Origin of the sequence: Nocardioides marinquilinus (assembly GCF_039543705.1) — a bacterium.
Classification (GTDB): Bacteria; Actinomycetota; Actinomycetes; order Propionibacteriales; family Nocardioidaceae; genus Nocardioides; species Nocardioides marinquilinus.
The window spans coordinates 638,628-652,577 of the sequence record NZ_BAABKG010000003.1 but is presented as its reverse complement, the minus strand read 5'-3'; the positions used below and the strand labels follow the sequence as shown (position 1 = coordinate 652,577).

Annotated in this window: 14 protein-coding genes and 1 tRNA gene; 11 read left to right on the top strand and 4 right to left on the bottom strand. The window is 74.1% G+C overall.

What is annotated here, in order from left to right; translation table 11 throughout:
• The first annotated feature begins 174 nt into the window (after window positions 1-174).
• The 3 genes from ABEA04_RS14235 to ABEA04_RS14225 all read left to right on the top strand — a co-directional run bounded on the left by ABEA04_RS14235 (window position 175) and on the right by ABEA04_RS14225 (window position 2,801).
• Window positions 175-247, top strand: a tRNA-Asn gene (locus ABEA04_RS14235).
• A gap of 110 nt (window positions 248-357) precedes the next feature.
• Entirely contained in the window at window positions 358-1,128 is a 771-nt protein-coding gene (locus tag ABEA04_RS14230; RefSeq protein ID WP_345459669.1) for a cyclase family protein, read from the top strand.
• Between the two features lie 17 nt (window positions 1,129-1,145).
• A complete protein-coding gene (locus tag ABEA04_RS14225; protein ID WP_345459666.1) occupies window positions 1,146-2,801 on the top strand; it encodes a thiamine pyrophosphate-binding protein in 1,656 nt (551 codons plus the stop codon).
• A 48-nt stretch (window positions 2,802-2,849) separates the two neighbouring features.
• Here ABEA04_RS14225 and ABEA04_RS14220 read toward each other — a convergent pair whose 3' ends face one another.
• Window positions 2,850-4,073, bottom strand: a complete 1,224-nt coding sequence (locus tag ABEA04_RS14220; RefSeq protein WP_345459663.1) for an ROK family protein — start codon at window positions 4,071-4,073, stop codon at window positions 2,850-2,852.
• A 131-nt stretch (window positions 4,074-4,204) separates the two neighbouring features.
• On the opposite strand from ABEA04_RS14220, the gene ABEA04_RS14215 reads away from it, so the two are divergent.
• Together ABEA04_RS14215 and ABEA04_RS14210 are read left to right on the top strand one after the other, a co-directional pair.
• Window positions 4,205-5,413: a ThuA domain-containing protein gene (locus ABEA04_RS14215; RefSeq protein WP_345459661.1), complete on the top strand. Its 1,209-nt coding sequence runs from the start codon at window positions 4,205-4,207 to the stop codon at window positions 5,411-5,413.
• A gap of 150 nt (window positions 5,414-5,563) precedes the next feature.
• Window positions 5,564-5,779 carry a DUF3099 domain-containing protein gene (locus ABEA04_RS14210; protein WP_345459658.1) on the top strand — a complete coding sequence of 72 codons (216 nt, stop codon included), beginning with the start codon at window positions 5,564-5,566 and terminating at the stop codon, window positions 5,777-5,779.
• Between the two features lie 432 nt (window positions 5,780-6,211).
• Here ABEA04_RS14210 and ABEA04_RS14205 read toward each other — a convergent pair whose 3' ends face one another.
• Window positions 6,212-6,976 (bottom strand): PIG-L deacetylase family protein, encoded by a 765-nt coding sequence (locus ABEA04_RS14205; RefSeq protein WP_345459655.1) that lies wholly within the window; start codon window positions 6,974-6,976, stop codon window positions 6,212-6,214.
• A 32-nt stretch (window positions 6,977-7,008) separates the two neighbouring features.
• On the opposite strand from ABEA04_RS14205, the gene ABEA04_RS14200 reads away from it, so the two are divergent.
• Window positions 7,009-8,232: a kynureninase gene (locus ABEA04_RS14200; protein WP_345459653.1), complete on the top strand. Its 1,224-nt coding sequence runs from the start codon at window positions 7,009-7,011 to the stop codon at window positions 8,230-8,232.
• Here ABEA04_RS14200 and ABEA04_RS14195 read toward each other — a convergent pair.
• Together ABEA04_RS14195 and ABEA04_RS14190 are read right to left on the bottom strand one after the other, a co-directional pair.
• Entirely contained in the window at window positions 8,222-8,872 is a 651-nt protein-coding gene (locus ABEA04_RS14195; protein ID WP_345459650.1) for a Pr6Pr family membrane protein, read from the bottom strand. The two genes, ABEA04_RS14200 and ABEA04_RS14195, sit on opposite strands and share 11 nt — an antisense overlap.
• A gap of 34 nt (window positions 8,873-8,906) precedes the next feature.
• Entirely contained in the window at window positions 8,907-9,269 is a 363-nt protein-coding gene (locus ABEA04_RS14190) for a UBP-type zinc finger domain-containing protein (RefSeq protein WP_345459648.1), read from the bottom strand.
• A gap of 73 nt (window positions 9,270-9,342) precedes the next feature.
• Between ABEA04_RS14190 and ABEA04_RS14185 the strand changes: the two genes are divergently transcribed.
• From ABEA04_RS14185 to ilvN, 5 genes are all read left to right on the top strand, one after another.
• Window positions 9,343-10,068, top strand: coding sequence for a GNAT family N-acetyltransferase (locus tag ABEA04_RS14185; RefSeq protein ID WP_345459645.1), 726 nt, complete (start codon window positions 9,343-9,345; stop codon window positions 10,066-10,068).
• Window positions 10,069-10,171: 103 nt separating this feature from the next.
• Complete coding sequence (locus ABEA04_RS14180; protein ID WP_345459642.1) at window positions 10,172-10,597, top strand: VOC family protein; 426 nt, start codon at window positions 10,172-10,174, stop codon at window positions 10,595-10,597.
• Window positions 10,594-11,328 carry a VOC family protein gene (locus tag ABEA04_RS14175; protein ID WP_345459639.1) on the top strand — a complete coding sequence of 245 codons (735 nt, stop codon included), beginning with the start codon at window positions 10,594-10,596 and terminating at the stop codon, window positions 11,326-11,328. The genes ABEA04_RS14180 and ABEA04_RS14175 overlap by 4 nt, the downstream gene beginning before the upstream one ends.
• 289 nt (window positions 11,329-11,617) lie before the next feature.
• Window positions 11,618-13,375 (top strand): acetolactate synthase large subunit, encoded by a 1,758-nt coding sequence (locus ABEA04_RS14170; protein WP_425577032.1) that lies wholly within the window; start codon window positions 11,618-11,620, stop codon window positions 13,373-13,375.
• On the top strand, window positions 13,372-13,911 hold the full coding sequence (ilvN, locus tag ABEA04_RS14165) for an acetolactate synthase small subunit (RefSeq protein ID WP_345459636.1): 540 nt from the start codon (window positions 13,372-13,374) through the stop codon (window positions 13,909-13,911). The genes ABEA04_RS14170 and ilvN overlap by 4 nt, the downstream gene beginning before the upstream one ends.
• Window positions 13,912-13,950: the final 39 nt, after the last annotated feature.

Here is a 13,950-nt window from a genome sequence, read left to right as displayed (position 1 = left end):
TTCGACGGCTGGTCCCGGCCTGACGTACCGCTGAACCGTTCAATTGAACGGTTCGCGGGCTGGATCGGGGCCGACGGGCACACAGATCGTTCGATTGAACCGAACGGGGGCCGGGGGAGGGATCTGATTACCCACCGCCCGAGACGCCTTGCTACGGTTCACACCACAACCCGATCCCCTGTAGCTCAACTGGCAGAGCATTCGGCTGTTAACCGGAGGGTTGTTGGTTCGAGTCCAACCGGGGGAGCACGGCCGAGAGGGCCCGACCGCACTGGTCGGGCCCTCTCGCTGTCCCGGGCCGCTGCGCCGACCCGGACGCCCGACCCGCCCGCGCCCCGGGTCGGGGAGGATCCGGTCATGACCGCCGTCGACACCCTGCTCGCCGCCCTCGCCACCGGGGAGGCCGAGATCCTCGACCTCACCGCGCCGCTGTCGCCCGAGACGCCGATCCTCCAGCTGCCGCCGCCGTTCGCGAACACCATCGCGCTGTCGCTGGAGAAGGTCAGCGACTTCGACGACGACGGGCCGTTCTGGGGCTGGAACAACATCCACACCGGCGAGCACACCGGCACCCACCTCGACGCCCCCGTGCACTGGGCCTCCGGGCGCGACGGGCGGTCGGTCGACCAGATCCCGCCGAGCCGGCTGGTCGGGCCGGCCGTCGTCCTCGACTTCACCGCCGAGACCGAGGCCGACCCCGACTTCCTGCTCGAGCCCGCGCACCTCGACGCCCACGTGGCCGAGCACGGTCCGCTGCCCGCGGGCTGCTGGCTGCTGTTCCGCACCGGCTGGAGCCGGCACGGCGGCGACCCGGTCGCTTTCGCCAACGCCGACGAGAGCGGCCCGCACACGCCCGGCGTCTCGGTGGCCGGCTCGCAGTGGCTCGCCGCGTCGCCCATCACCGGCTTCGGCGTCGAGACCGTCGGCATCGACGCCGGCCAGGCCGGGGGGATGGACCCGGCGTTCCCCACCCACTACTTCCTGCTCGGCGCCGACAAGTACGGCCTGACCCAGCTGCAGAACCTCGACCGGCTGCCCGCCACCGGCGCGATGGTGATCGCCTCGCCGCTGCCGATCGTGGGCGGCACCGGCTCGCCCGCGCGCGTCCTCGCCGTCGTGCCCCGCTGAGCGGAGCGCGCGCCGTCATGAGCACGAACGTCGCCCGCCTGGTCGGCTCGGTGCTGGCCGACCTCGGCGTCGGCCACGCCTTCGGGGTCGTCGGCAGCGGCAACTTCGAGGTCACCAACGCCCTGCGCGAGCGGGGCGTGCCCTACCTCGCCGCACGCCACGAGGGCGGTGCGGCGTCGATGGCCGACGGCTACGCCCGGCTCGCCGACCGGCCCGGCGTGCTCACCGTGCACCAGGGGTGCGGGCTCACCAACGCCGTCACCGGCATCACCGAGGCGGCCAAGAGCCGCACCCCGATGATCGTGCTGGCCGCCGAGACCGCCGCCGGGGCGGTGAGCTCGAACTTCCGCATCGACCAGGCCGCGCTCGCGGCCAGCGTCGGCGCCGTCGCGGAGCGCGTGCACGGCCCCGGCACGGCGGTCGCCGACGTCACCCGCGCGTGGCGCACCGCCGTCCACGGACGCCGCACCGTGGTGCTCAACCTGCCGCTCGACGTCCAGGCCGCCGGGGTGGACGACGTCCCGACGGTCACCGCACCGCCGGCGCCGGGTCCGGTGCGGCCCGACCCGGCGGCCGTCGAGGCGCTGGCCGGGCGGATCGCGGCCTCGCGTCGTCCGGTGTTCGTGGCGGGGCGGGGCGGGCGCGGCGCCGGCCCCGAGATCGCGGCGCTCGCCGAACGCTCGGGTGCGCTGCTGGCCACCTCGGCGGTCGCCAACGGCCTGTTCCGCGGCGACCGGTTCGACCTCGGCATCTCGGGCGGCTTCTCCTCACCGCTCACCGCCGAGCTCGTCTCCGGCGCCGACCTGATCGTCGGCTTCGGCTGCGCGCTGAACATGTGGACGATGCGCCACGGCTCCCTCATCGGACCCGAGACGGTGGTGGTGCAGGTGGACGACGACCCCGCGGCCCTCGGCGCCCACCGGCCGGTGCACCTCGGCGTCCACGGCGACTGCGCCGCCACCGCCCGCGACGTACTCGCCGCGCTCGACGGACCCGACGGACCCGGCGGTGCCGCGCGCAGCGGCTACCGCACCGACGAGGTCGCCGCACGGCTCGCCGACGGCCCCTGGTGGAACCTCCACCCCACCGACGACCTGGCCGGACACGGGCGCGTCGACCCCCGCGAGCTCAGCAGGGCGCTCGACCGGCTGCTGCCCGCCGAGCGGGTCGTCGCCGTCGACTCCGGCAACTTCATGGGCTACCCCAGCGCCTACCTGCGGGTGCCCGACGAGCGCGGCTTCGTCTTCACCCAGGCCTTCCAGTCGATCGGGCTCGGCCTGCCCAGCGGCATCGGCGCCGCCCTCGCCCAGCCCGACCGGCTCGCCGTCGTCGGCACGGGTGACGGTGGGTTCCTGATGGCGGTGGCCGAGCTCGACACCGCCGTCCGGCTCGGCCGTCCGATGCTGGTGGTGGTCTACGACGACGCCGCCTACGGCGCCGAGGTGCACCACTTCACCGACGGAGCCGACCTCGGCGCGGTCACCTTCCCCGACACCGACCTCGCCGCCCTCGCCCGCGGCCACGGCGCCCTCGGCGTCACGGTGCGGTCGGTGGCCGACCTCGACCCCGTCGCCGCCTGGGCCCGCGACCCCCACGGCGTCATGGTCGTCGACGCCAAGGTCGCCGACGACGGCGGCTCGTGGTGGCTGGCCGAGGCGTTCCGGGGCCACTGACCGGGCCGGTGGTTTCGGGGCCGGCCGAGCCTCGAGACCTCGCAGGGATCAGCCCGCCCCCGCGGCCCAGGGGTCGAGGACGAGGTCGCGCAGGGCGAGCTCGGCGGCGCCGTGCAGCTGGGCCAGCGGGCCGAGGCTGCCGGGGACGACGCGGACGACCTGCCGGGGCTGGGTCAGCGCCCGGGCGGCGAGGGCGCTCTCGAGGGCGGGCTCCATGTGGCGGTGGAACTGCTGCAGGAACCCGCCGAGCACGACCACCTCGGGGTTGAGGAGGTTGACCAGGTTGCCGATGCCGAGGCCCACCCAGCGGGCCACGCCGGCCACCGCGAGGGCCGCCTGCTGGTCGCCGGAGTCGAGGCGCACGAGCAGCCGCGACAGCGCGGCGTGGCCGTGGGTGGTGTCGAGGCCCGCCGCGCGCAGCAGGGCGACCTCTCCGGCCTCGGTCTCCCAGCAGCCGCGCGACCCGCAGGTGCACGGCCGTCCGTCGGGGTCGACGAGCACGTGGCCGGCCTCGCCGGCGTAGCCGGCGGCGCCGAGCATGGGGCGGCCGTCGACGACGAGCCCGGCGCCGATGCCGACGTCACCGGAGACGAACACCATGGTCTCGGCGCCGCGTCCCGCGCCGCGGCGGTGCTCGCCCAGGGCGCCGAGGTCGGCCTCGTTCGCCACCTCGATCCGCACGGGCACCCGCAGCGCCTCGCCGAGCAGCCGGCCGAGGGGCACGTCGTCCCACCCGAGGTTCGGCGCGACGTGCACGAAGCCGTCGGAGCGGCGCACCAGTCCGGGGACGGCGACCCCCACGCCGGTGAGCCGCTCGCGGTGCGCGGCCAGGAGGGGACCGGCCATCGTGGTCACCCGGCGCACGGCCCCGGCCGCGGTCAGGGTGCCGCGCGGCAGGCCGACCCGCTCGGACGCGAGAACCGTGCCGCCCAGGCCGACGACGGCGACCGCGACCGACTCCACCGCGAGCTCGACCGCCAGCACCACGGCCCCGGGCGCGTCGACGTCGACGACCGACGACGGCCGCCCGAAGCCGGACGACTGCACGCGGCCGGTCTCGGTGACCAGCCCGAGCGCGCCGAGCTCGCCGACGAGCTCGGCGATGGTCGAGCGGGTCAGGCCGGTCGCCGCCCCGAGCCGCGAGCGCGAGGTCGGACCGTCGAGGTGGAGCCGCTCGAGCAGCACGCCGAGGTTGTGCCGCCGCACCGACGACGGGGTCGCCCCCTGGCGGCCGGAGGCCGCGACCCGGTCAGGGCTCGGCTCCCGCGTCACGCCGCGATGGTCGCAGACCGGTCGCCCGATCAGGCGTTGACGCGCGTGACGACGGTCACTACGGTCACGAGTGTTCTTTGTCCTCCTTCCCGACAAAGTCGCCCCCGTGCGACAGACTGGACGAATCTCGGATGACGCAACACCTCTCGCGGGGCCGTCGTGCCCCGCTGCTCCTCAGCGGCCTCGCCCTGGGGGCGACGTCCCTGGCGCTGACCGCCAGCACGCTCGCCCCGGTCTCGGCGGTCTCGGCCGTCCCGGCCGACCAGCAGGCCGGCGCCGTCGCGGCGGTGGCCGCCCAGCCCACCGCCGAGCCCGACGCGAAGGCCAAGCCCTACAAGGTGCTGGTGGTCGGCAAGACCCTCGGCTTCCGCCACTCCCACATCGACGAGACCACCAACGCGGTGATCGCGCTCGGTGAGGAGAACGGCTTCACCGTCGACGTGTGGGACCCGCCCACGTTCAACGCCGCAGGTCAGCCCGTCTCGCCGGGCCAGCCCGAGATCAGCCTCGAGAAGACGCCGTTCACCACGGCCAAGCGGCTCTCGCGCTACGCGACCATCATGTTCGCCTCGCCGGTCGACGGCACCAACAACCAGGACCCGGCCAAGCCGCGGACCCTCGACGACCGTGAGCTCGCCGCCCTCCAGGGCTACATCCGCGGTGGCGGCGGCTTCGTCGGCCTGCACGCCGCGACCGACGAGATGCACGCCAAGCCGTGGTTCAGCCGCCTGACCGGCGGCTCGGCGCGCTTCCGCAGCCACCCCGCCCAGCAGCAGGCCACGATGCGGGTCGAGAGCCCCGACCACCCCTCGACGCGCATGCTGCCGAAGGAGTGGTCGCGCTTCGACGAGTGGTACAACTTCACCGCCAACCCGCGCGAGGACGTCCACGTCCTGCTGACGCTCGACGAGTCGACCTACCAGCCCGGGCCCGACGCGATGGGCGCCGACCACCCAATCTCGTGGTGCCAGAACTTCGAGGGCGGCCGCTCCTGGTACGAGGGCGCCGGCCACGTCGAGGCCTCCTACACCGACCCGCTGTTCCTCGACCACCTGCTCGGTGGCATCGAGTGGACCGCCGGCGTGGTGCAGGGCGGTGGCAACTGCGTGACGTTCCCCGAGGTCCGCGAGATCGTCGACGGCCTGAAGAAGCCGCGCAACGCACCCGCGCTGACCCGGTACCTGCTGCGGGCCGAGGAGGCCGCCGACGCCGGTCGCCACGAGCGCGCCGTCGAGCTGCTCAAGACGACCCGCGACCTCGCCAAGGGCACGACGGACAAGACGCTGGTCGCCAAGGTCACCGACCTCATCGTCTGGCAGCGAGGCCTGATCAACTTCTGACCCGCGCTGCACGACCGCGTTGATCGTGCACGGCCCCCACCGAGTCAGGCCGGTGGGGGCCGTGTCGCGTCCGGGCGCGGCTGATGCGTCACCCGGGTGAGCGCGCCCGCGGGCGGCTCGGGAGCCCTGCGCCCGACGTAGCCTCGAAGGGTGCAGCGCTCGACCCGCCAGCGGGCCTACTTCGCGATGATGGGCACCTGCGTGGTGCTCATCGTGCTGGCCTGGAACGTGGTGCGGCTGTGGAGCACCACCGCCGCGGTGGTGATGACGCTCGTGGCCGCCGTCCTGCCGCCCGCCGCCGCGGTCGTGGCCAACCTCGGCTCGCTCGACCGGACGGCGCCACCCCCGCCCGACCCCGACCGCTGACGGCCGGCGCGTGCCCACCGCTGACGGCACACTCCTCGCGGGCGTCAACGGTGCTGTTCGGTTCAACTGAGCGGTCTGACGGCGCGGGCGGCCCCAGAGCTCGCCTGATCCGTTCAATCGAACGGTCCGACGGCGCGGGCGGCCTTAGAGCTCGCCTGATCTGTTCAATTGAACGGTCCGACCCGCCTGAAGGCCCCCAAGCGCGCGTGATCCGTTCAATCGAACGGAACGGACGTCACCCGCAGCCCGAGGGGGCGGCACCCACCACCCCGTGCCCCGTCGCATGCGCACGGACCACAGCCGGTCTCGACCCCACGGCGCACGGAGCGAAGGGGTGGTGCGTGTGCCGGACCCCTCGCCGGGGCCGGCAGCGGCAGCCCTCGTGACTGGCGCGAGGGGGCGGCACCCACCACCCCGGAGCGACCAGACGACTCAGTCGCCCCAGCCCATCGGGAAGACCTCGAAGGCCGCGCCGAACGCGACGCCGAGCCGCTGCCCGGTGGGGCGGGCGAAGCCCTCAAGCATCTCGCGGGGGTCGAAGTGCTCCCAGCCGAGGCCGTCGATGTAGGCGCGGTGGGCCTCGAGCGAGGCGACGCCGGCGTCGAAGGTCTCGGTGGTGTCGACGCCGTGGGTGGCCTCGGGCGAGCCGAAGGCCCACACCTCGCGCACCCCGCCCCACGGCTCGAGCCCGCCGTCGGGGCCGGCGGTGAGCTGGTCGGCGAAGACCCACCGGTTGCCGGCGTCGCGGACGGCGTCCAGCACCGCCTTGCCGACCGCGATGTGGTCGGCCTGGTTCAGGCTGCGCCCGCCCCACGTGTCGCGGAAGTTGCCGGTGACCACGACGTCGGGGCGGAACGCGCGCACCGAGCGGGCGATCGCGGCGCGCAGCGGCACGCCGTACTCGAGGACGCCGTCGGGCAGGCCCAGGAACTCGACGTGCTCGACGCCGACGATGCGCGCCGAGTCGACCTGCTCGGCCTCGCGCAGCGGGCGCGCCTGGTCGGGGTGCAGGCCGTCGATGCCGGCCTCACCGCTGGTCACCATGCAGTAGCCGACCGTCCTGCCCTGGCCGGTCCAGCGAGCGACGGCGGCCGCCGCGCCGAACTCCATGTCGTCGGGGTGGGCGACGACGCACAGCATCCGATCCCAGGTCTCGTCGAGGGGCTCGAGTCGCGGCGGAGGCTCGGGGGTGCTCATGCGACCAGCATGGCCCCACTACTGTCGCGAGCGTGACCCCGACCGCGGCCGAGCTGGACGCCGCCGACCCGCTGGCCCGCCACCGCGACCGCTTCGTCGGCAGCGAGAGCCCGCTGGTCTACCTCGACGGCAACTCGCTCGGCCGGCCGCTGCGGGTCACCGCCTCGCGCCTGGCCGCGTTCGTGGACGACGAGTGGGCCGGCCGCCTGATCCGCGGTTGGGACGAGAGCTGGTTCGACCTGCCGCTCGTGCTCGGCGACCGCATCGGCCGGGTCTGCCTCGGCGCCGCCCCCGGCCAGGTCGCCGTCGGCGACTCGACCACCGTGCTGCTCTACAAGGCGATGCGCGCCGCGGCCGCCCTGCAGGAGGGCACCGGCCGCACCGAGATCGTCATCGACCGCGACAACTTCCCGACCGACCGCTACGTCGCCGACGGCGTGGCCCGCGAGTGCGGCCTGACCCTCCGGTGGATCGAGGTCGACACCGCGGCCGGCGTGACGCCCGAGCTGCTGACCGAGGCGGTGGGGGAGCGGACGGCGCTCGTCGCGCTCAGCCACGTCGCCTACCGCTCGGCGCACCTCGCCGACGGGGCCGAGCTGACGCGCATCGCCCACGACGCCGGCGCGCTGGTGCTCTGGGACCTCTCCCACTCGGTGGGCTCGGTGCCGGTCGCCCTCGACGCGTGGGGCGCCGACCTCGCCGTCGGCTGCAGCTACAAGTACCTCAACGGCGGCCCGGGCTCCCCGGCGTTCGTCTACGTCGCGGCGCGGCTGCTCGAGGGGGAGCGGTCCGCCGTCCAGCCGATCCAGGGGTGGATGGGCGCGGCCGACCCGTTCCTGATGGGGCCCACCTACGCGCCCACCGCGGGCATCCGCCGGATGCTGTCGGGCACGCCGCCGGTGGTCGGGATGCTGGCCATGCAGGACATGCTCGACCTGATCGAGGACGTCGGCATGGACGCCGTGCGCGCCAAGTCGCGCGTGCTCACCGGGTTCGCCGTCGAGCGGGCGGCCGAGCTGCTGCCCGAGGCGGCGCTCGCCTCGCCGCGCGACCCCGACCGACGCGGCGGGCACGTGACGTTCACCCACCCCGCGATGCGCGAGGTGACCGCCGAGCTGTGGCGGCGCGACGTCATCCCCGACTACCGCGACCCCGGCGGCCTGCGGCTCGGGCTCTCGCCGCTCTCGACGTCGTTCGGCGAGGTCGAGCGGGGCCTCGAGGTCGTGCGCGAGGTGCTCGACGGGCTCAGCGGCTGAGGCGACGAGGGGCCTGCGGCGCGCGCCGGTCGACCAGCGTGGCCAGGCCGAACAGCAGCAGGAACAGCACGGTGACGCCGACGCAGCTCACGACGACCGCGCCCGCGCCGTCCTCGTCCGGGTCGAGGAACGGATAGGGGTACCAGCCGCTGGTGGCGCCGACCAGCAGCGTCACCGCCAGCCACGCCACCGGCCACGCCAGCGCCCAGGCCACGACGCGCCCGGTGACCCGCGGCCGCGGGCCGAAGGCCGCCCAGCCGACGACCGCGAGCAGCGGCACCGCCACGTGCAGCAGCTTGTCGGCCACCCAGTCGGCGCCGTCGAGGTCGAGCAGCGGGCGCAGCAGCACGACGTGCACCAGGCCGGTGACCGCGATGCCGACCACGCCGGCCAGTCGCACCACCCGCCACACCGGGCCGTCGCGGCGCGGGTCGCGGGCCAGGGCGACGGCGGCGACCGCGACGAGCACGTTGCTCTGGATGGTGAAGTAGGCGACCAGCCGAGCCAGCCGGACGCCGAGGCCGGGCTCCTCCTGCTCGTCGAGCACGCGGCCGCCCTGCAGCACCAGCACCAGCTGGAGCAGCAGGGCCGCCAGCACCACCGCGGCGGTCACGGCGTGCCAGGCGCGAGCGCGCGTCATGCCGGCCCCGCCGTCGTCCGCGTGCCCGACCCGGTCAGTTGAGCTTCGAGCGCCAGTCGTCGGGCACCCGGCCGGCCGGGCCGGGCGAGGGCTGGTCGTCGGGGTGCGCCGTGGGCGGCGCGAGGGGCGGGCCGTCGGCCATCGACTCGCTGCCGTAGTCCCAGAACCAGTCCTCGCCGGGCTCGAAGCTCTGCACGATCGGGTGGCCGGTCTCGCGGAAGTGGGCCGTGGCGTGCTGGGCGGGGGAGGAGTCGCAGCACCCGACGTGGCCGCACATCGCGCACCGGCGCAGGTGGGCCCACCAGCCGCCGACCTCGTCGCACTCGGCACAGCCGGGGCCGCTGGGCGGGACGGCCGGGTCGATGCCCGGGCGGAACTCACGCGTGGCGTCGCTCATGGGGCCAGTCTGCTGCGTGTGGCAAGCACCGGGGCGTGCCGACGGGAGGGGCCCGATCCGGTTGACTGGTCGGGTGCCCGAGCAGAACGCCCACGGCCTGCCGGTCGGCGACGTCGTCCCGGGGTGGACGCCGCGCCCCTACCCCACGCCGGTCACGCTGACCGGGCGCCACGTCGTCCTCGAGCCGCTGGACGTCGCCCACGCGCCCGACCTGCACGCCGCGCTGTGCGACGAGGCGAGCCGGCCGCTGTGGACCTACCGTCCGACCGACCCGCCCGCCGACGTGCCGGCCATGACCGCCTGGGTCGAGGCCTACCTCGCCGCCCCGGGCATGGAGACGTGGGTCGTGGTGCCGGCGGGCGGACGACCGTCGGGCCTCACCTCGTTCATGCGCATCGAGCCGGCGCACGGGCAGGTCGAGGTGGCCGGGGTGCTCTACGCCCGCCACCTGCAGCGGACGCCGGCCACCACCGAGGCCACGCACCTGCTGATGCGCTGGGCCTTCGAGACGCTCGGCTACCGCCGCTTCGAGTGGAAGTGCGACAGCCTCAACGAGCCCTCGCGCCGCGCCGCCGCGCGGCTGGGCTTCACCTACGAGGGCCGGTTCCGCCACCACATGATCACCAAGGGCCGCAACCGCGACACCGACTGGTTCTCGGTCACCGACGCCGAGTGGCCCGCCGTCCGCGCCGCCCACGAGGCCTGGCTCGACCCGGCCAACTTCGACTCCGACGGCCGCCAGCGGGCGCCGCTCCGTCCGCCCGGGGAGGGGCGGCAGGAATCACCGGTGATCCGGTGACTCCCGACGTTCTCGGCCGGTGCAACGGCCGAGAACGACAGGAGCCGGCCGAGAACGGGGCGGGGGTCGCCAGCGCCCGACTCGGCGTGGCAGGGTCGGGGGAGTGGACCAGCGGATCAGCTTCGTGACCCTGGCCGTGGCCGACCTCGAGGTCTCCCGCCGCTTCTACGTCGACGGCCTCGGCTGGCGCGCCGAGCTCGACGAGCCGGGCGAGGTGGTGATGCTCATGGCCGGCGAGCACCTCGTGCTGTCGCTGTGGGCGCGCGACCAGTTCGAGGAGGAGGTCGGCGCGATCGCCGCCCCGTCGACCGCCGCCGGCGTCCCGCCCTTCACCCTCGCCCACAACGTGCCCACCCCGGAGGACGTCGACCGGGTGCTCGCCGAGGCGGCCGCCGCCGGCGCCGAGGCGCTCGGCGAGGGCACCGAGCGCGCGTGGGGCGGCTACACCGGCTACTTCGCCGACCCCGACGGCTTCCGCTGGGAGGTCGCGTTCAACCCCGGACCGATCGGACAGAAGGTGCTGCCATGAGCGACCCGAGCGAGACCAGAGAGACCAGAGAGACCAGCGAGACCACCGACCCGAAGCAGGTGCTGCGCTACCCGCAGGTGGTCGCCGCCGGGCTCGACGACTGGCGCTACTTCCTCAACGGCCTGCACGCCCGGTTCCGCACCGGCAGCTTCACGACGGGCCTCGAGCTCGTCACCCGCATCACCGAGGCGGCCGAGGCAGCGAACCACCACCCCGACGTGATGCTCACCTACCCGCAGGTCGACGTCGACCTCTCCAGCCACGACGTCGGCGGCGTCACCAGCCGCGACCTCGCCCTGGCCCGCGAGATCTCCGCCATCGCCGCCGACCTCGGCCTCGAGGCCGCGCCGGCCGAGACCTCCCGCCTCGAGCTCGCGCTCGACGTCCCGGACGCCGAGGAGGTGCGGCCGTTCTGGGCCGCCGTCCTCGGCTACGAGTCCACCGACGACGACCCCGAGGTGCGCGACCCCGGTGGCCGCAACAACACGCTGTGGTTCCAGACCGCGCCCGAGGCGACCGGCGAGCAGCCGCAGCGCTTCCACCTCGACATCGTCGTCGCCCGCGAGGCCGCCGAGCCGCGGGTGCGGGCGGCGGTCGAGGCCGGCGGCCGGCTCGTCACCGACGAGTACGCGCCGGCGTTCTGGGTGCTCGCCGACGCCCACGGCAACCAGGTCTGCGTGTGCACCGCCGACGGCCGGGAGCCGGGCCAAGCGCGGTGGGCCGGCGCGTGACGGCGCGTGACGGCGCGTGACGGTGAGGTGAACGACGGGCCCCGTGCATGACGGTGGGATGACCGAGCCGTGAGACCGCCGTACCGGATCGTGGGACGACGGGCTACGGTGTCGGCGTGCACCACCTTCTCGTACTCACCTGACGCGCCGGCTGCCCCGCCGACGCGTCGCCCCTCGTTGCCGAGCAACCGAGGGGCTTCTTCATGAGTGGGCCCACCCGTCAGCACGAGCACGAGACAGGGGCACCCGGATCCAGCAGGTCCGGAGTCGCCGGAGAAGAGGAAGCGCGATGAGCGAGCAGATCACCGGAGCCCAGAGCCTGGTCCGGTCGCTGGAGGCGGCCGGCGCCGAGAACATCTTCGGCATCCCGGGCGGCACGATCCTGCCGTCCTACGACCCGCTGATGGACTCCAGCATCCGTCACATCCTGGTGCGCCACGAGCAGGGCGCGGGCCACGCGGCCCAGGGCTACGCGGCCGCCACCGGCAAGGTCGGGGTGTGCATGGCGACGTCCGGGCCGGGCGCCACGAACCTCGTGACGCCGCTCGCCGACGCCCACATGGACTCCGTGCCGCTGGTGGCCGTCACCGGCCAGGTCTCGGCCGCGATGATCGGCACCGACGCCTTCCAGGAGGCCGACATCCGCGGCATCACGATGCCGATCACCAAGCACAACTACCTGATCACCGACCCGCTCGACATCCCGCGCACCATCGCCGAGGCCTTCCACATCGCCTCGACGGGTCGCCCCGGCCCGGTGCTGGTCGACATCGCGAAGTCGGCGCAGCAGGCGATGACGACCTTCGAGTGGCCCACCGAGCTGCACCTGCCCGGCTACCGGCCCGTCACCCGCCCGCACGCCAAGCAGATCCGCGAGGCCACCCGGCTGCTGCTCGAGTCGCGCCGTCCGGTGCTCTACGTCGGCGGCGGCGTCATCCGGGCCCGCGCCTCGCGCGAGCTGCTGGCGGTGGCCGAGCTGACCGGCATCCCCGTCGTCACCACGCTGATGGCCCGCGGCGCGTTCCCCGACAGCCACGTGCAGCACCTCGGCATGCCCGGCATGCACGGCACGGTGGCGGCGGTCGCGGCGCTGCAGAAGAGCGACCTGATCGTCAGCCTCGGCGCCCGCTTCGACGACCGCGTCACCGGCAACCTCGACTCCTTCGCGCCCGGCGCGAAGATCATCCACGCCGACATCGACCCCGCCGAGATCGGCAAGAACCGCCACGCCGACGTCCCGATCGTGGGCGACGTCCGCGAGGTGCTGCTCGACCTCGCCGCCGCGCTGCAGACCGAGTCGGACGCCGGCCACACCGGTGACTACGAGGGCTGGGTCGCGCAGCTCTCGGCGCTGCGGGCGCGCTACCCGCTCGGCTACGACAAGCCCGAGGGCAGCCTGGCCCCGCAGTACGTCATCGAGCGGCTCGGCGCCATCGCCGGCCCCGACGCCGTCTACACCTCCGGCGTCGGCCAGCACCAGATGTGGGCCGCGCACTTCGTGGGCTACGAGAAGCCGAACTCGTGGATCAACTCCGGCGGCCTCGGCACGATGGGGTACGCCGTCCCCGCCGCGATGGGCGCCAAGGTCGGCGTGCCCGACAAGACGGTGTGGGCCATCGACGGCGACGGCTGCTTCCAGATGACCAACCAAGAGCTCGCCACCTGCGCGATCAACGACATCCCGATCAAGGTCGCGATCATCAACAACGAGTCGCTCGGCATGGTGCGGCAGTGGCAGACGCTGTTCTACAACGAGCGCTACTCCAACACCGACCTGCACTCCAAGCGGATCCCCGACTTCGTCAAGCTCGCCGACGCCTACGGCTGCGTGGGCCTGTCGTGCGAGACCCCGGACGCCGTCGACGCGACCATCGAGAAGGCCATGGAGATCAACGACGTGCCCGTCGTGGTCGACTTCCGCGTGCACCGTGACGCGATGGTGTGGCCGATGGTCGCCGCCGGCACCAGCAACGACGACATCAAGTACGCGCGCGACCTCGCCCCCGACTTCGAGGTCGAGGACGACTGGGAGGTCCGCCCCTCATGAGCACCCACACCCTGAGCGTCCTGGTCGAGAACAAGCCCGGCGTCCTGGCCCGCATCGCGAGCCTGTTCAGCCGCCGCGGCTTCAACATCGACTCGCTGGCTGTCGGCCCCACCGAGCACGCCGAGATCTCGCGGATGACGATCGTGGTCAACGTCGCCGAGTCGCCGCTCGAGCAGGTCACCAAGCAGCTCAACAAGCTGGTCGAGGTCATCAAGATCGTCGAGCTCGACCCCGACGCGTCGGTCAACCGCGAGCTGGTGCTGGCCAAGATCGCCGCCACCGGTGAGACCCGCGGCCAGGTGCTGGACGTCGTCCAGGCGTTCCGCGCGAAGGTCATCGACGTCGCCCCCGACGCGGTCACCGTGCAGCTGGTCGGCAACACCTCGAAGATCGCCGACTTCCTCACCATGCTCGAGCCCTACGGCGTGCGCGAGCTCGTGCAGTCGGGCCAGGTGGCCATCGGCCGCGGCTCGCGCTCGATCTCCGAGCGCAGCCTGCGCCCGGTCACCGTGCCGGTGCCGCCGGTCAGCGCCTGACCCCACCCGTTCCCGATCCCGAACCCCGAACCCGAACCA